Origin of the sequence: Desulfococcus sp. (assembly GCF_041737845.1) — a bacterium.
Lineage (GTDB): Bacteria > Desulfobacterota > Desulfobacteria > Desulfobacterales > Desulfococcaceae > Desulfococcus.
On record NZ_JBGSQX010000037.1, the window covers coordinates 52820 to 71175 of the forward strand.

Genomic DNA, 18356 nt, shown 5'->3' on the forward strand with positions numbered 1-18356 from the left:
AGGCAAAGGATGGATAAAAAATGAAAAAAATAATGATTTCAATATGCCTTTTGGCAATTGCCATGCTTTTCCTGCCGCCGGTTTCGAGGGCGAATGACGCCGAGATCGAGAGGTTGGTGCAGCAGTTCTTTTTTAATGTCTCCAATGGCCACGGCAACAGCGCAGCCGCCTTCTTGACCGATCCGATGCTGAGCGAGAGGGGGAAACAACTCAGGAATAATCCTGCTTATGGCAATTTTCTCAGAAAAATTCATGCCAATGCAACCATACGGGTGACCGACATCGTCGCCGTCAATGAGGGCACCAAAACCGTCGATGTGGAGATCCTCCGTCAAAATGAAACCATTCCTGAAAAATTGCGCTATGTCGTCAAGATGGAGCAGAACCGATGGAAGATTTCTGAGGAAGTCAGGCCCTGAGTTTCTCTGTACCGGAGACGGATTGGAATTTCAGACCTCGCTGAAGCCTGAAAATTTCAGCGAGGCCTACGCGGCCGGTCCCCATTTCCATCGAGCCATTCCGACGGATTATTAGGATAGATTGTGGTGTTGACAAAGAATTTAAAGAAATATGTCATGTCCCATTCCATCGCCGCGAGGCTTCAAATGCTTCCGGCTTTTATCATTATCGGGGCGATGAAATGCGGCACCACGTCACTGTTTCGGTATCTTGAGAAACATCCGGATTTTATTGCCCCGAAAACGAAAGAGATCCACTATTTTGATTTCAAATATGACAAAGGTCTCGATTGGTATCGGCGACAGTTCCCCACGAAGATCCGAAAGTTGAAATGCCGGCTCCAGGGCAGAAGTATCGTCACCGGCGAAGCCAGCCCTTATTATATGTACCACCCCCACGCCTGCCGACGGATATCGGCACTTATTCCGGAGGTGAAACTGATCGTCCTTCTGAGGAATCCCGTGGACCGCGCCTATTCGCATTATCATAATGAGATCCGGCATGGGCGTGAATCCCTGACCTTCGAAGAGGCCCTTGAAACCGAGCCCGAGCGTCTGAAGGGCGAACTCGAAAAAATGGTCGAGGATGAGCGCTATTTCAGCGTCCATCACGGCCATCACGCCTATCTTGGTCGGGGGGTCTATGTGGAGCAGCTCAAGGCCTGCCGAGTCTACTTTCCGAAGGAACAATTCTTAATACTGGACAGCGATGCTCTTTTTTCCGATCCCCAGACGATGTATGACCGGGTCTGCGATTTTGTGGGCCTCGCGCGCCACAGGATCGCGGAATTCAAGACGCACAACCCCGGCGGCTATCAGGAACAGATCCCCTCGGAATTGCGCAGGAAACTTGTCGATTATTACGCCCCTCACAATGAAGCGCTGTATGCATATCTCGGAATGGAATTTAATTGGGATAAACCGGCGTGATAGGGGCAAGGGCTAAGGCCCAAGGGGCGAGCAGGTAGGATGGGTGGAGCGAAGCGGAACCCATCGCGAGCTGGCGGCTGAGGGTTGCAAAGCATCTACGCGAAGGTTTATATGACGATCATGACGACAGACGGCTTCACCGATCATCAGAAATGTTCATAGACGCCCGCACTATCGATAAGGACGGGATCTTCCGCACAGACGTGTGCATCGCCGGTGCCGGGGTTGCCGGCATCACCTTGGCGCGGGAATTCATGGCTTCCGGCTTTGATACGTGCATCGTCGAGAGCGGGGGATTTAAGCCGGACAAAGCTACTCAGGCACTGTATTACGGGGAGAACATCGGGCTTCCGTATTACCCTCTGGACACGGCCAGAGGCAGGTTTTTCGCAGGCACTGCGCACTACTGGGGCGTCAAACTTCCGGGCCAGGAGATGGGGGTCCGCCTTCGTGCCCTGGATCCCATCGATTTTGAAAAGCGGGAATGGGTGCCCCACAGCGGGTGGCCATTCGACAAGGCGCACCTTGATCCCTACTACGAAAGAGCCCACCGGTTTCTCAAGATCGGCCCTTACACCTACGAATCCGCGGACTGGGTCGATCCGGATTCCCGGCCGGCCTTCCCGTTTGTGGGCGATCGTGTCAAGACCACGATGTTCCAGTTTGCCCGGAGGGATATCTTTTTCAAGGACTTTCGGGATGAAATCGATCGCGCAGAGAGCGTCAAAACCCTGCTGCACGGAAATGTAGCCGAGATCGAAACCACCGAGTCGGGCAATGCGGTGACGGGTTTTCGCATAGCATGCCTGAACGGAAACCATTTCAGGGTCGAGGCCAGGCTCTATATTTTGGCCATGGGCGCAATCGAAATCCCCCGGCTTCTGTTGCTTTCTGACAAGGTATGGAAGCCAGGCATCGGAAACAATAACGACCTCGTGGGGCGTTTTTTCATGGAGCACCCCCACTTGTGGACGGGCAATTTTGTTCCGGCAGGTGTGTCGGTCTCAAACGCCATGCGGCTCTATGAAGTCCATCGAAAAAACGGCACGAATGTCATGGGCAAGATTGCCATCGGTGAGGCCACCCTCCGGGAAGAGAAATTGTTGAACTGGGTGACGTCCATTCATCCGGATTTCCGTCTGAGCCAGAACCATTATTTGTGCCACGACACCCCCGGCGTCATCGCTTATCGGGAACTTAAGAAAAACATGCTGGGCGGAAGAATGCCGGTGAACCTCCTCTCCCATCTCAAAAACATGATGGTTGACGGGAAGAGCATCGCGCGGGCGACCTATCGAAAATTCAAACGAACATTCAAACGCGATTTTGAACGCAACAAGCATGTTGCGGTCTGCTGGCTCAACCCCATGGTCGAACAGGCTCCCAACCCCGACAGCCGAGTGGTGCTTGGAGAAGAGCGGGACGCCATCGGACAGCGAAGGGTAAGCCTGGACTGGCGTCTCACGTCCCTCGACACACATACCTTCACGCGGGCCCAGGAAATCCTTGACGAAGAGCTTCGAAAGGCCGGATTAGGGCATCTGATCATCCACACCCGGGCGGATCAAATTCCACGCAACGTCCATGGCGGCTGGCACCACATGGGGACGACGCGGATGAACAGCAACCCAAAACACGGCGTGGTGGACGAACATTGCAGGGTTCATGGCGTCGGGAACCTCTTTGTCGCGGGAGCCTCGGTTTTTCCCACCAGCGGATACGCTAATCCGGTGCTTACCACTGTCGCAATCGTCATGCGTCTTGCCGACCATGTCAAGGAGATTACAGCCAGGGGAAACGGATGACAGGCGTGATGCGGAAGATGGAAAGTAATGCAAAATGACACATTGGGTCATGGTCATCGATATCCGGCACTGTATCGGGTGCAAAAGCTGCATCCTCGCCTGCAGCCAGGCCAATGACATCGCCGACGGGGCCTGGCGCAAAATAAAGGAGATGGGTGATCCGGAGCTTCCGGATCGGCGTCGGCATTTCCTGACCCGAGCCTGCATGCACTGTGAAAACCCTCCGTGCCTGAATGTATGTCCGACGACGGCGACCCACCGGCGCGAGGACGGCATCGTGGCCGTTGATCCGGACAAGTGCGTCGGGTGCGGCGCCTGCATCCTGGCCTGCCCCTATGATGCGAGGGTGCTGGATACGCCTCAGTATGATTTCGAGACCGGAACCTCCCGGCATGACCCCCGGAAAAAGACCTGCACAAAGTGTCATTTCTGCATGCCGAGGATCGAAAAAGGGAAAGAAAAGGGCTTGAAGCCGGGTGCGGACCCCGATGCGACCCCCTTGTGCGTTGTGACGTGCGGTACGGGGGCACTCCATTTCGGGGATATAGACGATCCGGACAGCCAAGTGTCTGCATTGATCGAAAACAACCCGACCATAAGGCTCTCGGAAGATTCGGGAACAAAACCCTCACTGTACTATATCATCGATTGAAACAGGGCTATGGTCGAAATCATATCCGGAAAAAAACAGAATCACTGGCGCGGGCCGGCCGTACTCAACTTTTTTTTAGGGGGAACAGGCATTGGATTTTATATCCTGCTGGTCTTGTTCGGTCCGGACTCCAAGGCGGGGAGCGGCAATGTCATGGATCTCCTCCCCGCGGCCCTGACGGCTTTGGGGCTGGCGGCCGTTGCTGTGGAGGCTGGACGTCCATTCCGGGGGCTGTATCTCTTTTTGAATGTGAAACGATCATGGATGTCCCGCGAGGTCGTCTTTGCGACCCTTTTCATCGTGCTTTCCCTGATGGAACGGAAGCGCGGGGATACGGTATTGCCCATGCTTACGGCAACCGCAGGGGTGATGTTTGTCATCAGCCAGGCGATGATTTTGTATCGTTCGTCCGCCGTTCCGGCCTGGCGCCGCCCGATCCTTCCGCTGATGTTCATCACGGCGTCGCTCCTGAACGCCTTTGGTCTGGCTCTGCTGCTGGCGGCTGCGGATGTCTGCCCCGTCGATGAGGCTGTCCTGGTATACGGATGGGTTTGTATTTTTCTGGCGCTGGTGACTTGGCAGAAGGGCCTGTATGTCCGAACCCATATCGAAACGCCTGCGGCGGTTCCGCCGATTCGGTCACATCGGGTGAGGATCGCGGACGCGGGTGCGGGAGGGGTGCTGCCCCTGCTGATTCTTGCCGTACTCCTGTTCAGCGGAATTCCGCCAAAGGGGGCCGTTGCCTCGGCAGCTTATGCCCTTTGCGGGGCGTTCATATTGACCTGCGGGTATTACCGGCTGCAGCGGCTGATCACCGGCATCGACTATTTGGTGCCTGTATCGATCGGCACTCCCGGGGAATCCAGAAAACATGACGCCTTTTTACAGACCTGACAATCGATTCGTACGCAAATGGACGCGGTTCTGGATCCAAAGGGGCGGTTTGACGCCCACGGGGCGCTTTGCCATGAGAATGGCCGCCCTTTTCGTCGCACCCCATAAATCGAGGGTTGCCCTGGCCCACCTGGCGCCGACGGGATATGTGGCCCCATCGGTGATCATCGATCATGATGAGCTTTCCCTGGGAAGCCGCGTTTTCATCGACGACGGGAGCATCCTTTTCAAGCGGGACGGAACAGGGCGCATGACCCTGGCCGACGGCGTGATCATCTTCCGGCAGGTCTTTCTGGAATCGGGGATGGGGGGGGACCTTTTCATCGATGAAAAGGCGAGCATCCACCCCCGCTGTCAGATCAACGCCTATCATGATTCCATTCATATCGGCAAAAACGTGATGCTCGCCCCGTTTTGCGCCCTCTACTCCTACAATCACGGGTTGAAGCCGGACATCCCCATCATCGAACAGCCGGTGGAAAGCCGGGGACCCATCATCATCGGCGACGGGGCGTGGCTGGGCGTCGGCGTCATCGTCACCAGCGGGGTCACCATCGGTGCCGGCGCGGCCGTGGGCGCAGGATCCGTTGTCACCCGGGATGTGCCTCCCGACACCATCGCCGCGGGAAACCCGGCGCGCATTGTCAAGGAACGATAGGAGCCGTTCAGACCCCGTGGAAAAAGTACATGAGAATCGAGACGGCGTGGAAATTAGCGTTGTGGTGTGCACCTACAACCGCGCCGACATGTTGGAAGAAACCCTTCGGAGTTGGGGAAGTGTTGAAAAGGGCGAATGTCGCGTTGAGCTGGTGGTGGTTGACAACAACTCGACGGACGGAACCCGGAAGGTGGTTGAGACGTTTGAGAAGTCCCACGGCGGCGATCTAAACTATGTTTTCGAACCCAACCCGGGCCTCTCCTTCGCGCGGAACAAGGGGATCAAGGCGGCCCGTGGCCGGATCATCGCCTTCGTGGATGACGACATCTATTTTCGCGAAGACTGGCTTCAGGCCCTGGTGTCGGTTTTTCAACGCCATCCCAAGACCGACGGCGTCGGCGGCAACTCCATCCCTTTGTTCGAGGGGCCCAGACCCGACTGGCTGACGGATGAGCTTGGGATGTTCTACGGATCGACCCTGTCCGGGGAAACCGAAAAACGAATGGTCTTTCCAGAGCATCCTTTCGGGGTCAACATGGCCTTCAGGCGGGAGGTGTTCGTTCGTGTCGGCGGGTTCACCACCCGCCTGGGGCGCATCAAGACATCCCTCCTTTCCAATGAGGAGAAGGAGCTGTTTTACCGCCTTCATCAGGCGGGCATGTTTGTCCTGTATGCACCCGACATCGTGGTACATCACCGGGTCCCCAAGGAGCGCATGGATCAGCAATGGATCATCCGGCGGGTTTTCTGGCAGGGGATTTCCAAGGTGGCGTTTACGCAGCTCACCAACAGGCAGGGCCGTTTCACTCTTTTACGGGATGCCTTGATCCACGGCAAGCGCGCCGTGTTTGGACAGCGGCCATTTTGCTGGAAAAACTGCATCCTCTTATATCCAAGGCAAGAGGTCAAAGAACAGATGAAGACCGCGCTATCGCTGGGGATTGCGAGGCAGAGCCTGATTGAATTTATCAATTTCGATGTGAACAATTTAAGACAGGAATGACAGGACGGACGGATGAAATCTGACTGGCCATTGATTACCATTGGAATCCCGACCTATAATCGGGCTCACGGGACCCTGCCGCTGACCCTCGAAAGCGCGCTGGCGCAAGATTACCCGAACCTCGAAATCATCGTCTCGGACAACTGCTCCACCGATGATACCGGGAAGGTGGTTACATCCTATAAGGACCCCCGGCTGAAATACATCCGCCGGCAGGTGAATATCGGTTCGAACGGAAATTACAACGCCCTTCTCCATGCGGCCGGGGGAGGCTATTTCCTTCTGCTGCATGACGATGACCTCATCGACGGCGACTTACTCAGTACCTGTATGGAACGCGCCGGACATCAGGATAGCTTTGGGTTCATACGAACCGGAACCCGGATCGTTGATGGAGACGGTGGACTTGTCATTGAGCGGCCAAATAAAGTCAAGAGTAACGAAGCGTTGGATCTTTACGAGGCGTGGCTGACCGGCAAGACACCGTTTTATCTTTGCAGTACACTGTTTAATACCAGGGCGCTACGGGAAGCTGGCGGATTTCGATCTCGGAACAACCTGTTTGAGGACGGTATCGCCATCATTGAAATCGCTCATCGATGGCCGATACTAAACATCCGGGAACTAAAGGCCAGCTTTCGGGAGCACGGCGAGCAGCGCACACACGCCGCTGCAGCCATCAAATGGTGCGAGGACTTCAAACAGGCGATCGACCTCATCTACCGATACGCCGAACGCGACAGGGAGGAACTCTATGAGAAAGGGATGCGGCAATTTTCCAAGGTAGGGCTGCATTTCGCGGAGCGGGTCGAGCATCCTATCGTGAGAATCATGAGCATCTTCAAGGCCAGCAAATATTTCCCCTGCCGGTATTGGCCTGGAAAGAGAAAAAGGAATCTCATCGGCTGGGTGGGGTCGCTCTTCTACTCCGAAAGAAAACCTGTATTCTGAAGCCGGAATCCCTTCCGGTCCAATTCGAGGATTTGTGTACGATCTCAATCTGATCACCCTGAGGATGACCAATCATGCCGGTCCATCGGGATATGACCGCCTAGCAGATCATCTGGACTGCCGGGTGTCCGCAGAACCAGTCCGGTGGACCCTCTTCCAGAGACTTCTCGCCAAAAACCTCAACCGGCTGGCCCATCGATCAGGCGTCAGGTGGTATCATCGGGGCGCGGTATACAATGAAGCTGTAGCCGCCTGGAAATGGCTGAAAAAATCCGGCCAGATTTTTCATTTCATATATGGTGAGAACTCCTATCGGTACCTTGGGGAGATGAAGCGTACGGCCGTAAGAAACGCGGTGATCGCCACATACCACACCCCGCCTTCGAAATTCCGACAGCTTATCCCGAACCACAGGTTTTTGAAGCAACTTGACGCCGTTGTCATCGTATCCAATTCCCAGCGGGAAATATTTGATAGCCTGATTCTTCCGGAGCGTGTTTTCTTTGTGCCTCACGGGATCGATGTCGACTATTTTCGGCCCGAAGGCAGAACCCTCGAACCCGAAGGCAGGGATCGTGCATTCCAATGCCTGTTTGTGGGAACTCATCTGCGCGATTTTCAGACGCTCTCGGAGGCCGCCAGGGTGATTGCGGACCGCGATCCCTCCGTCCTTTTCTGCGGCGTGATTCCGGAGGCCTTCCATGGCTTCTTCAAGGGAATCGAAAATGTCACCCTGATGACTCGGATATCGGATGAGCGCCTGCTTCAACTGTATCAGCAGGCCGATCTCCTGGTGCTGCCGTTGATCGACGGCACCGCCAATAACAGCATCCTCGAGGCCATGGCATGCGGCCTGCCCATTGTCTCCACCGACATGCAAGCCACCCGGGACTATGTGGAACCGGAATGCGCACTCCTGGGGCCCAAGGGAGATGTTCGGGCTGTTGTTGAGGCGATTGAGGCCCTGAAGTGCGATTCAGGCAAAAGAAAATCCTTTGGCGAGGCGAGCCGCAGGCGTGCGATGGCGTTCTCCTGGGAAAGAGTCTCCAGTCAGATGAAAGCGGTTTACCGGGTCGTCATGGAGGTTGTACAATGAATATTGTACTTTACACCAATAGCTTTCTGCCTTCCGTCGGTGGAAAAGAAATCGTTGTGCATTATCTTGCGCGCGAATTTCACCGGATGGGTCACCGAGTCAGGGTTTTGGGGCCGTCAGGGTGGTTTAAAAATCGTCGACTTAAATTCGGGTATCCGGTCCACCGATGGCCGACGCTGCGTGGGTTCATGAATGAGGTCGTTTTATCCTGGCAGTTGCGTATGGACCTCATTATTTTTGGTGCGGATGTTATTCATGCCCACAACACCTATCCATGCGGCTATACTGTCTCGAAAATAGGGAAAGGGAAACCGGTCCCGCTGGTGGTCACCCCCCATGGAACGGATATTCGCAGGATCCCGGAAATCAACTTCGGTATGCTGCTGGACCCTGAAAAAGCCTTCAAGGTCAAAGCGGCATTGGATAAGGCACAGATATTGACCGCCATCAGCGAAAGCATCCGGAAGTCCATCGTGGAGGCGGGTGGAGACGAAGACAAAATTATCGATATCCCCAACGGAATCGATCTGGAGCGATTCCAATGCGGGATGAACTTGAATCCGATGGAACGTATAGGCCTTCGGAATTCTCCTCGGATGATATTGAGCGTGGGGAATTATCGGCCGATCAAGGGACAGGAGATCCTGATTCAAGCCATGCCCTTCATTCTCAATAGCCATCCGGATGCCCGGCTGGTCATTGTGGGCAGAAACCAGGAACCGCTGAAACAAGCCGTCAGCGCGCTGAAGTTGGAGGACAAGGTGATACTGACGGGGCCGATACCGTTTCAGAATTTCGGGCGCAAATCTTCAAATGATGCGGCCGGCAGGGACGACCTGCTGGCAGCGCTCTATCGCGCTAGTGATGTTTATGTTTCAGCCTCCCTGGATGAGGGCGCCGAAGGCCTCTCCCTTGCGTTGCTGGATGCCATGGGTGCTGGAAAAGCCGTTGTGGCAACGGACATTTCCGGGAACCGGGAGCTTGTCCGTCACCAGCGAACCGGGCTGCTGATTCCGCCGGGAGACTCGGCAGCCATCGCCGAAGCCATCGCAGCCGTTCTTGACCATCGGGTTCTTCAGGAGAAACTTGGCGAGAATGCGCGGATGGCCGCCGAGGGATATTCTTGGGAAAATATCGCAAAACAATATTTATCTGTATATCGATGTGCTGAGAGGTTATTGAAGCCATGAAAATATAGTGATTCCAAGGAGACTATTGGAATTCAGCGTTGGCCAAAAGTGCAATAGCATCATGAGCCTTTCCATTTGGTATAATTAAAGAACTCCAAGGTTTGATTATAATGAGGCAATTTTAATCGCTGATCCTAAATATTCAAGTTTTTGCGATTTTGAATATTATGACGCTTCACGAATATTTAATCCCATTAGCCTGAATATCTAACTGAAAGCAAAAATACAAAGGAGTTCTTCAATGAAGTGGATTGCACGGGGCAAAGAAAAGGTTAAAAAACACATTGCGAAATTGGTCAGGGCAGAAGTTGAAGATATGCTTCCTATAATAGCGCAAGTGGTTGATTCACAGAATATCCGAGAAGAGGAGAGGCCATCCTGCTACCATTTTTTTCAGGATCCTTTCGGCAATAAGGATCTGTATTTTCGATTGAAAGATCGGCTGTTGGATCTGGGAGTACCTGTTCAAGATGTTGATATTGATATCGCAGACTTCGAGAAATGGTTGGATAAGTTCTCCGATGTCAAAAAATACTATCAACGAGAGGAGGATCTTTTAATTGAGAAGTGTCTTGAACATTACATGGCCTTTCGGTACTTGGAGTTGGGCCCAAATGACGTATATATTGATGTCGCATCCGCGAAGAGCAACTGGGCGATCATTCTGAATGATAAGAAAATTAAGTCCTTTAGGTTGGATATGTCCTATCCGGGTGGTATTCACGGTATCAATATCGGCGCCGATGCAGGTAATACCAATCTTCCTGAAGGATTTGCTACAGCGCTATCGACACAGTGCGCTTTTGAGTGTTTTATGGGTGATGCTGACATCCGATTCATAGGGGAGGCCGGCAGGATTTTAAGCAAAGAGGGGCGCTATTCGATACTACCTCTCTATATGAATGATACACACATTGTCTCAACGAGCCCATATTGCGACCAAAAAAACATCGTCATAGACAGAGGTGCAAAAAGGGTTTGGAGAAGTGATGGCAAAAAAGTACCTTTCGCCCGATTCTATTCACCGGAGTCATTCAAAGAACGAATTTATTCCAACATACCGGATGGTATGGCTGGGAAGGTAATATTTTTTAGAAATTTGCCTGATGTTATGAAGCATTACCCAGGGCAAAGGATCTATTGTTTTTTCATGTTTTATTGCGAAATGAAAAAAGTCTCTGACAGATAGTTCGTATTGTATGAATGGTAGGATTTTTGTGTCTGTTATTGTAGGCTGGCTCTCTTTTTTTCTGCCATTCCCGGCTGGCGTTTTTAAAGCAACCAATCAACTCTTTTTTCTTTGTATCCACCGAAATAACCGGAAAACTGTTTTCGTGAAATTGCTTAACCTTGTTGGCAATATATTGAAATTGTTCATCTCGATCAGGGTTTTCACTGCCTTCAAGTGCTTTCCGGTTAGACTGCATGCTGTCCCCAAGCTGATCCAGAGGTGGCCAAACAGTGCGTTGGCAGACTTGATGTCCTTTGTCTTTCAATTCATTTGTCAATTTCGTTGTGCTTTTACAGGTCCAGCGAAGCGGCGATTCGGGGTCACCCCTGGTTATTGGATCTACCGAGATGTTTACAATGCGTCCTGAAAAATGCAGAATTAAAACATGGCGACAGTTTGCCCGCCACATCAGGCCGAAGGGATGCACCCTGCTGCGCCGATTGGACCGGTTTCCGAAAGCCATTCTGATAACCGGTTGCCAGCGCTCGGGCACCACCATGCTGGCTAGGGTCATCACCCTCAGCGACGGGATGACCAATTACTGGTTCGGAAAAGACGATGAACTCGATGCTGCCCTCATTCTCTCAGGTGAGGTGGAGACGGATCTGACAGGTCGGTTTTGCTTTCAGACGACCTACCTGAACGAATGCTACCATGAATATTTCGAACATAACGGTGACTATCGGATGGTTTGGGTGCTTCGGAATCCCTTTTCGGTTGTCTATTCTCTGCTGTACAATTGGCGGCGCTGGACCCTCAACGAACTGTTTCGGGCGTGCGGCGCCGATCTGCTGGATGAGGATCTTTCCTGGAGATATCAGAGATTCGGGGTGATCGGTGTTCCGCGAATCTTCAAGGCCTGTCTGGCCTATAACGGGAAGGTTTCCCAGCTTTTTGACCTTACAGGTAAGTTAAGTAAACAATCGCTAATGGTGGTTGAATATGATGAGCTTGTCAATGATTTACAGAAGCAGCTTCCGAAGATTTACCGGCACATAGAGATTGATTATCGCGATCAATACTGTGAACATATACACCAAAATAGCACGGGAAAGAAAAACCAGCTCACGGATAAAGAGCAGAATATAGTAAAACGGCTTTGCGTTCCTGTATATGAACAAGCAAAAAGAATAGTAAACTGAAAGAGAAACAGAAAACTTAAAGAATATGAAAAGCACTAATCGAAAACGTTTATGCATTTTGATGCCAAGGCATTGGAGCAAGGTCATGGGCGGATCTCAGTACCAAGCCAAATGCATTATTGAAGAACTTCAACTAACCGATATGTTTAATATTTTTTTTATAACGCGTGAATCTGATCCAAATTACACCTCAAACGGATACAAACTGATTCAATACGGCTACCCTGGAGTTAATAGACACGGAATCCACCGGGACCTCTATGAACTACTCTTCCTACCGAAAATCTTAAAACGAATTCAACCTGATATAATTTACCAGCGAGTCGGTTGTTCTCAGACTGGCATTGCCGCCAGATATGCCTCCAAGTATTGCTGCCGGATGTTTTGGCATATTGCGCACGAGAATGATCTTGAAAGCTCTTCGTCGGTATTGTCAAGATCAATTATTTATAGGTCTTTAGAAAGATACCTTTTAAATTATGGCATAAGACATGCGGAACATGTAATCGCACAGACCAAAGATCAAAAAAGGCTTCTTGAAAAGAATTTCAGGCGGAGTCCATCGGCGGTTATTCCAAATTTTCACCCTATTCCTGCTGAGAACATATCAAAAAAAACCTCCATAAAGGTAGTGTGGGTAGCGAATTTAAAGGAAATAAAGCAGCCTGAATTTTTTATAAAATTATCAAAGGCTCTCGGTCATTTGGCCGACGTACAGTTTTTGATGGTGGGTGCAATCCAAGGAGACATCCGTAAGAAACAGAAGTATTTTGAGCTAATGAACCAATCGTCAAACCTGAGATATCTTGGTCCCAAGAGGCAGGAGGAAGTGAACGAAATTTTGTCGAAATCCCATATCTTCGTGAACACGAGCGTGCGCGAGGGTTTTCCAAATACTTTCATACAGGCTTGGTTGAGAAAGGTACCCGTGGTCAGCCTGACGGTCAATCCCGATCGCCTCATTGATCGGCACGGGTTGGGTCTTGTCTCGGGGTCTTTTGCACAGCTTAAAAAGGACGTCTCCTTACTGATCGAAGATCACGATCTCAGAGAACGCTTGGGGGCGAACGCGCAGTGCTTTGCCGGCGAATACTTCTCCATGAGGAACGCAGAGAAGTTGGTGAGGCTTTTCAACGGCCTGCTGTAATTTTGCATAGCCCTCACATGGAACGAGTTGTCCCGGTGCAGCAATCCTGCACCTAAACGACAATGAGGAACGAGAGGTCTGAATTTCACCACCTGATCTTGGGTCACCCAAACAAGCTTAAATCATGAACTATTTAATTTACTTATTGTTTTTTGTTGTTTATGTCAGCAACTATCTTTTTCAGACAGCCGGAATAGCATTCAAGGGGTTTGCCATTCTGCCTGAAACGATTTCTCTGGTTGTCGGTATCTACATCTTGTTATATTTCGCCCTATACAGAAAAATAAAATTGCGACCGAGCTATTTCTATTTTTATGTGGCGTTTGCGGTCCATGTTCTGATCGGCGTCATTGGCAACCAAGTGCAGCCGCTTGCGGTGCTCAACGGCTTGAGGGTGTATTTTAAGTTCGTGCCGTTTTATTTTCTGCCGTTGATATACGATATTGAAGAGGAGAGTCTCAAGCGGCATATCACGATGATGCTGGCCATTGCCTTGCTGCAATGCCCCCTGGCAGTATACCAGCGCATGGTTGAATATGCTCATACATTCTCTGGAGATAGAGTTGCCGGAACACTGACGGCGGCACCGGTCCTGACGCTGTTTCTGGTCTGCACCATCTCGGTTTTAATCGGGTTTTACATAAAAAAGCGAATAAGCCTCAAGACCTTCGCCATTCTTGTTTTTGTTTCGTTTTTGCCAACGGCAATCAACGAGACCAAGGCTACGGTGATCCTGCTGCCTCTGGCAGTCCTCATCCCCTCGATTTTCGGTGTGAAAAAGGGGGCTCGCATAAAAGTTGTCGCAACCGTCATCCCCGCGATGATCTTGATGGTCGTCGGCTTTCATTTCCTATATAAAATAATTTATGAGAGAAATTACGATGTTGTTGAATTCTATACCAAGGGCAAGGTGACCGAGTATCTATATAAAGGAAAAGAGGCCGAACAGGTGGTTGGGGGAATCGAGAGTGAGGTCGGCAGGTTGGATTCGATTCTCTATGCCTATACGGAAAATTCGGAAGATCTTTTCAGGCTGATATGGGGGGTTGGGATCGGAAACGCGGCAGTCTCCTTTTCTAAAAAGTTTCAAGGGAAATATACAGATGAGTATATACGCCTGGGTGGGCAGAAGACAGGGTTATCGGTAGCAATTTGGGAAATAGGCCTTTTCGGGATATTTCATATCGTCTGGTTTTTATTTCTGGTGTTCTTTGATGCTATGAAGTTAAGGGATCAAAAGGACCTACCCGGATCCATCGCTTTAGGATGGCTTGGCGTCATCGCCGTATTTGCAGCGGCGATGCCGTACCAGAACCTGATCACAAAGAACGAGTTGATGTATCCATTTTTCTATATCTCCGGCCTTATTGCCGCGAAACGCTATTCGGTTGAAAAAACGATGCCCGAAACATCCGAACCATGGGGCATTGGGGTGCCGGTTTCGCGTACGAATGAACCGCAGCGAGGTTGAGCGCCATCCACAGAAGATGATTCAAGTCCCCATAAAAATATTGTTCTTTGCGCGTGACCTGTTTCCGCCTTTCAGAGTAGATGTCTCCGTTCTCTTCGGCAAGGAAATTGCTGGGAAAGGTCATAAGATCGACTGGGTAATGCAGTCACAAAATGAGTGCAGGAAGGGATACAAGACCCGGTGGCAGGGTGGTGAAGCCTGGGTTGGTCCTACCAATACAGGGGAAAAGTTAGCTCATCGCCTTCACAGGCAGTTGCTTGGATTCTTGCATAATGCCTTCTGTGCGCGGCTTTTGTTGCGAAAGCGATATGACGTCATCCAAGTGAAGGATCGTTTCTTTACCGCGGTGCTTTATCTCGCTATAGCCAGACTTTTCGGAACAAAATATGTTTTCTGGCTTTCCTTCCCCTTCGCCGAAGCCTCTTTGTATGAGGCCCAGGAGGGATCCGCCCGGTATCCTGCCGTTTCCCTGATAAGGGGGGAGATTTACAGGTTTCTGCTTTACCGGATCATTTTGGCAGGTGCCGATCATGTTTTTGTTCAGAGCGATCAGATGAAACGGGACATTCAAGACCAGGGCATCGATGAGCAGAAAATGACGGTGGTTCCCATGGGATTTGAAGAAGATGCGTTCGCAGTCGATAGTAACGAAAAGGAAGTCGACCTCTGCGATGGCGACGCTCATCCCAGAATTATATATCTCGGTACTTTGATCGCCGTGAGAAGAATCGATTTCATGATCAGGGTGCTTTCAATGGTGTTGCATGAGGTGCCTGAAGCAAGGTTGTATCTCATCGGGTCCGGGGAGACGAATGAGGACATCGAGATGTTGAAGCGGGAGGCGCGCAATCTCGGTGTCATGGATGCTGTCGTGTTCACCGGATTTATGGAGCGCTCGAAGGCTCTCATGATGGTTAGGGCCGGTAATGTGTGCGTTTCACCATTTTATCCCACGCCAATTCTGAATTCTACATCGCCAACAAAGCTTATAGAATACATGGCCCTTGGAAAGGCGGTTGTCGCAAACGAGCACCCGGAGCAAAAGCGAATCATAGCGGAAAGCGGTGGGGGCATCTGTGTGAAATACAGAGAGAAAGCCTTCGCCGATGCCATAGTTTATTTGCTCAGAAACCCTGGTGTCGCTGAAAAAATCGGGCGTATGGGAAGAAATTGGGTGTTTCAAAACCGGACCTACTCGACCATTGCAGACAGAGTTGAACGGATTTATTACTCGCTTTTCGCATAAAGAATAGGCAGGATAGATGGGTAAGTACATCTTCATTTGTTCCGCTGGGCATTCAGGATCCACGCTGCTTGATTTGCTTATCGGGTCTCATTCCCAAGTGGAGTCCCTTGGCGAGATTACCCAGCTGCCAAAAAATATATCTCTTAGATCCAAGTGTATGTGTGGTCAGCCTATGGATGAATGTGGTTTTTGGAAGGGTATTATCGATTCCATGGGTTGCCGGTTGGGGGTAAATTTGTTCAGTCATCCTTATGCATTGAACCTTGGCTTTATCAATGCGAGGGTGATCGTCGACAAGAGGCATCAGACGCTCGGATATAATTTAAAGCGAACGATCTGCCGAGCATTGGCTTATGCTGATCTTGCGTTTGGATTCCGTAAACATGAGAAATTTAGAAACCCTGTTGACGAAGGGATAGAAAACAATTTCTTGCTCTACGATACAGTGTTGAGATTGAAAAATGTAGCCTGCGTTGTGGATTCTTCCAAGGATTACCTGAAGGCGGTTAAATTGTTTCTCAGGAAGCCAGATGAAGTGAAAATAATTCTGCTCACACGGGACGGTAGGGGAGTGTTTTACTCCAATCTGAAGAGAGGGCGATCAAAGAAAAAAAGCATAATGCCCTGGATAAATCAAAACAAGAGGGCTCTTGAGCTTTTTAAGCGTTACATCCCAAGTGAAAAATATGTCTCCGTGAAATATGAAGACCTCGCATTATACCCTCAGCAGACTCTTCGGAATCTCTGCGATTTTTTAGAAATTGCATATGAAAGCGGCATGCTTGATTATATGAATATTTCGCATCATATACTGAATGGGAATAATATGCGCTTTCGAAGCACATCCGAAATCTCTCTGGATGAGGCTTGGAGGAGTAATCTGAGCAGGTCGGATTTTGCATATTTTATTAAGGTGGGAGATTTGATTAATAGCTTACTAGGATATAAATGACGTGGTACAAAATAAGGTGACTGTGTAAGAAATTTAGATGAATTTGTAGTAACTCGTCAGTCCAGAGTTCTGATCCCTTTATGCGGCCAGCGGCAAAGCGATTTCATTCTGGCCACGGTTCTTTGACATAATAATTCCTGATTATAACGGATTTTGGGGAGGGGTACGATAACCTCCCAGCGAACCCGATATCAAAAGGTTTTCAATCCAGCTCTCGCTGTAGCAAAATCGGTTCAACCTCTCGGCCGGGCACCTATAACCATGGTGTTTCACGGTTACCGGGCACCACGGGGCAAAGTTTTGGATCAGTGCCCACCCTCGGATGCTCAATTCAGCGGCTGTCCTGGATCCATGAAAGTATTGAGCGCTGAAAAGATGGCGATCCATTCGCTGCATCAAACGATCCAGCATGTTGCTGGTCCGATGGGCGTTTGGGTGATGGTACGCCGCGCTATAGTCAACCATATTCTTACGTAGCTTCTCAATCGGATTTAGAATGGCATCAGGAACCGCGTTCTTCTTGCACCATTCGTTCAGCCTTCTGATCCGCTCAGAAAATGCGCGTTTGTTGTCCGCGCGGTAGCATTCCCAGAATTTGGCCGCCACGTCGAGAAAGACGGCTTTGTACTTCTTTTTCGCCCTGTCGCGGATCTTGATGAAGATATGGAGAAAGCAGCAGATAATGGCAATCGAGGGAAAGAGCGTCGCCCATGCTTTCCGAGTGGCTTTCCAACCGTCAGTGTTTGCAGTTTTGGGCGCATATTCAGGGTTTAAACGCGTCGCTTCATTCTTGAATACGCCATAGCCTTCCATTAATGCCTCTTCACCGGCATCCTTTGCGATCGAAGCGCCCAGGATGCATCCTTTGCCAACGGTTGTGGCGATATAGGCTTTATTCCCGAGAATCCATGTGTGCTTTTCGTCGGCGACCAAATTCTCGGGAATGTCAAGTGGGTTTCTGACCGTTGTCCCGACAATGCTGTTTCGGCCAAGTGTCTGCTCGATTCTGTACCAATACATGGGATCCTTGCCGAATACATGGCTCAGTGCCCAAAAAGGGACGCCGAACTTTCTCATGAAAAGTGCTTTCTCGATGTCACCGGTGACACCAGTCATATACGGCATGACGAAAGACGGACGGATCGTGTAAGGAATACCGCCGATGTCAATGCGCCGAATCGGAATCGACAGCTTTTGGGAGTAGTAGATGTCCTTCATCCGGTACCCCTTGCTGATTTCGGGCGGAAACAGTTCAGGGAAGGAGAGAATGCATTCATCGAGGTATTCCCTGAAATTTCCGGCAGCAGAGACATTAGCGCTATAAATTTCTTGAGAAAACGGCACACATATGCTTCTATTGTTTCGGGTGGCGGATTCTGTATCTGCTTTGCCCATATAGTTAGAGACCTCCTTGGCAGGGATTGGTCTCTAACTATATTAAATCATTGTGAAAAAGTCTAGGTTTATATTCCTTTTAATATCAATATGTTGGAGAGGCCATGCTTTCGGCTTCAACATATTGTGCCCCAT

General features: G+C 50.5%; 16 protein-coding genes and 2 pseudogenes. 16 read left to right on the plus strand and 2 right to left on the minus strand.

Annotation, left to right across the window (positions count from 1 at the left end; genetic code table 11):
* Positions 1-20: 20 nt before the first annotated feature.
* From ACEW8N_RS04660 to ACEW8N_RS04710, 11 genes and pseudogenes are all read left to right on the plus strand, one after another.
* On the plus strand, positions 21-419 hold the full coding sequence (locus ACEW8N_RS04660) for a hypothetical protein (protein ID WP_373498641.1): 399 nt from the start codon (positions 21-23) through the stop codon (positions 417-419).
* Positions 420-548: 129 nt separating this feature from the next.
* Positions 549-1388 carry a sulfotransferase gene (locus tag ACEW8N_RS04665; protein ID WP_373498642.1) on the plus strand — a complete coding sequence of 280 codons (840 nt, stop codon included), beginning with the start codon at positions 549-551 and terminating at the stop codon, positions 1386-1388.
* 152 nt (positions 1389-1540) lie between these two features.
* Positions 1541-3193 carry a GMC oxidoreductase gene (locus ACEW8N_RS04670; protein WP_373498643.1) on the plus strand — a complete coding sequence of 551 codons (1653 nt, stop codon included), beginning with the start codon at positions 1541-1543 and terminating at the stop codon, positions 3191-3193.
* Positions 3194-3227: 34 nt separating this feature from the next.
* Positions 3228-3845, plus strand: coding sequence for a 4Fe-4S dicluster domain-containing protein (locus ACEW8N_RS04675; protein ID WP_373498644.1), 618 nt, complete (start codon positions 3228-3230; stop codon positions 3843-3845).
* Between the two features lie 9 nt (positions 3846-3854).
* A complete protein-coding gene (locus ACEW8N_RS04680; RefSeq protein ID WP_373498645.1) occupies positions 3855-4739 on the plus strand; it encodes a DmsC/YnfH family molybdoenzyme membrane anchor subunit in 885 nt (294 codons plus the stop codon).
* Between the two features lie 472 nt (positions 4740-5211).
* A pseudogene (locus ACEW8N_RS04685) lies at positions 5212-5397 on the plus strand (DapH/DapD/GlmU-related protein); the annotation flags it as partial.
* A gap of 16 nt (positions 5398-5413) precedes the next feature.
* On the plus strand, positions 5414-6400 hold the full coding sequence (locus ACEW8N_RS04690; RefSeq protein ID WP_373498646.1) for a glycosyltransferase family 2 protein: 987 nt from the start codon (positions 5414-5416) through the stop codon (positions 6398-6400).
* A gap of 12 nt (positions 6401-6412) precedes the next feature.
* Complete coding sequence (locus ACEW8N_RS04695; RefSeq protein ID WP_373498647.1) at positions 6413-7351, plus strand: glycosyltransferase family 2 protein; 939 nt, start codon at positions 6413-6415, stop codon at positions 7349-7351.
* Between the two features lie 124 nt (positions 7352-7475).
* On the plus strand, positions 7476-8447 hold the full coding sequence (locus ACEW8N_RS04700; RefSeq protein WP_373498648.1) for a glycosyltransferase family 4 protein: 972 nt from the start codon (positions 7476-7478) through the stop codon (positions 8445-8447).
* Positions 8444-9637 carry a glycosyltransferase family 4 protein gene (locus ACEW8N_RS04705; protein WP_373498649.1) on the plus strand — a complete coding sequence of 398 codons (1194 nt, stop codon included), beginning with the start codon at positions 8444-8446 and terminating at the stop codon, positions 9635-9637. The genes ACEW8N_RS04700 and ACEW8N_RS04705 overlap by 4 nt, the downstream gene beginning before the upstream one ends.
* 241 nt (positions 9638-9878) lie before the next feature.
* Positions 9879-10826 (plus strand): hypothetical protein, encoded by a 948-nt coding sequence (locus ACEW8N_RS04710; RefSeq protein ID WP_373498650.1) that lies wholly within the window; start codon positions 9879-9881, stop codon positions 10824-10826.
* Here the strand turns inward: ACEW8N_RS04710 and ACEW8N_RS04715 are convergent.
* A pseudogene (locus ACEW8N_RS04715) lies at positions 10786-11211 on the minus strand (hypothetical protein); the annotation flags it as partial. The gene ACEW8N_RS04710 and the pseudogene ACEW8N_RS04715 overlap by 41 nt on opposite strands.
* Before the next feature lie 154 nt (positions 11212-11365).
* Between ACEW8N_RS04715 and ACEW8N_RS04720 the strand changes: the two are divergent.
* The 5 genes from ACEW8N_RS04720 to ACEW8N_RS04740 all read left to right on the plus strand — a co-directional run bounded on the left by ACEW8N_RS04720 (position 11366) and on the right by ACEW8N_RS04740 (position 16826).
* The gene (locus ACEW8N_RS04720; RefSeq protein ID WP_373498651.1) at positions 11366-12010 is read left to right on the plus strand and encodes a sulfotransferase domain-containing protein; all 645 of its coding nucleotides are present in this window, start codon (positions 11366-11368) and stop codon (positions 12008-12010) included.
* An 85-nt stretch (positions 12011-12095) separates the two neighbouring features.
* Positions 12096-13157, plus strand: a complete 1062-nt coding sequence (locus ACEW8N_RS04725; RefSeq protein ID WP_373498652.1) for a glycosyltransferase family 4 protein — start codon at positions 12096-12098, stop codon at positions 13155-13157.
* Positions 13158-13281: 124 nt separating this feature from the next.
* The gene (locus ACEW8N_RS04730) at positions 13282-14628 is read left to right on the plus strand and encodes a hypothetical protein (RefSeq protein ID WP_373498653.1); all 1347 of its coding nucleotides are present in this window, start codon (positions 13282-13284) and stop codon (positions 14626-14628) included.
* Entirely contained in the window at positions 14609-15874 is a 1266-nt protein-coding gene (locus ACEW8N_RS04735; protein WP_373498654.1) for a glycosyltransferase family 4 protein, read from the plus strand. Before ACEW8N_RS04730 ends, ACEW8N_RS04735 begins: the two co-directional genes overlap by 20 nt.
* Positions 15875-15890: 16 nt before the next feature.
* Entirely contained in the window at positions 15891-16826 is a 936-nt protein-coding gene (locus ACEW8N_RS04740) for a sulfotransferase (protein WP_373498655.1), read from the plus strand.
* Between the two features lie 141 nt (positions 16827-16967).
* Here ACEW8N_RS04740 and ACEW8N_RS04745 read toward each other — a convergent pair whose 3' ends face one another.
* The gene (locus ACEW8N_RS04745) at positions 16968-18221 is read right to left on the minus strand and encodes a hypothetical protein (protein ID WP_373498656.1); all 1254 of its coding nucleotides are present in this window, start codon (positions 18219-18221) and stop codon (positions 16968-16970) included.
* Between the last annotated feature and the right edge of the window lie 135 nt (positions 18222-18356).

Excerpts from the sequence above, each read along its gene's own strand:
- ACEW8N_RS04730 (WP_373498653.1), top strand. The coding sequence starts at position 13,282 with ATGAACTATTTAATTTACTTATTGTTTTTTGTTGTTTATGTCAGCAAC.
- ACEW8N_RS04675 (WP_373498644.1), top strand. The coding sequence starts at position 3,228 with ATGACACATTGGGTCATGGTCATCGATATCCGGCACTGTATCGGGTGC.
- ACEW8N_RS04705 (WP_373498649.1), top strand. The coding sequence starts at position 8,444 with ATGAATATTGTACTTTACACCAATAGCTTTCTGCCTTCCGTCGGTGGA.
- ACEW8N_RS04670 (WP_373498643.1), top strand. The coding sequence starts at position 1,541 with ATGTTCATAGACGCCCGCACTATCGATAAGGACGGGATCTTCCGCACA.
- ACEW8N_RS04710 (WP_373498650.1), top strand. The coding sequence starts at position 9,879 with ATGAAGTGGATTGCACGGGGCAAAGAAAAGGTTAAAAAACACATTGCG.
- ACEW8N_RS04745 (WP_373498656.1), bottom strand. The coding sequence starts at position 18,221 with ATGGGCAAAGCAGATACAGAATCCGCCACCCGAAACAATAGAAGCATA.
- ACEW8N_RS04680 (WP_373498645.1), top strand. The coding sequence starts at position 3,855 with ATGGTCGAAATCATATCCGGAAAAAAACAGAATCACTGGCGCGGGCCG.
- ACEW8N_RS04735 (WP_373498654.1), top strand. The coding sequence starts at position 14,609 with ATGAACCGCAGCGAGGTTGAGCGCCATCCACAGAAGATGATTCAAGTC.
- ACEW8N_RS04740 (WP_373498655.1), top strand. The coding sequence starts at position 15,891 with ATGGGTAAGTACATCTTCATTTGTTCCGCTGGGCATTCAGGATCCACG.
- ACEW8N_RS04725 (WP_373498652.1), top strand. The coding sequence starts at position 12,096 with ATGGGCGGATCTCAGTACCAAGCCAAATGCATTATTGAAGAACTTCAA.
- ACEW8N_RS04660 (WP_373498641.1), top strand. The coding sequence starts at position 21 with ATGAAAAAAATAATGATTTCAATATGCCTTTTGGCAATTGCCATGCTT.
- ACEW8N_RS04720 (WP_373498651.1), top strand. The coding sequence starts at position 11,366 with ATGCTGGCTAGGGTCATCACCCTCAGCGACGGGATGACCAATTACTGG.
- ACEW8N_RS04695 (WP_373498647.1), top strand. The coding sequence starts at position 6,413 with ATGAAATCTGACTGGCCATTGATTACCATTGGAATCCCGACCTATAAT.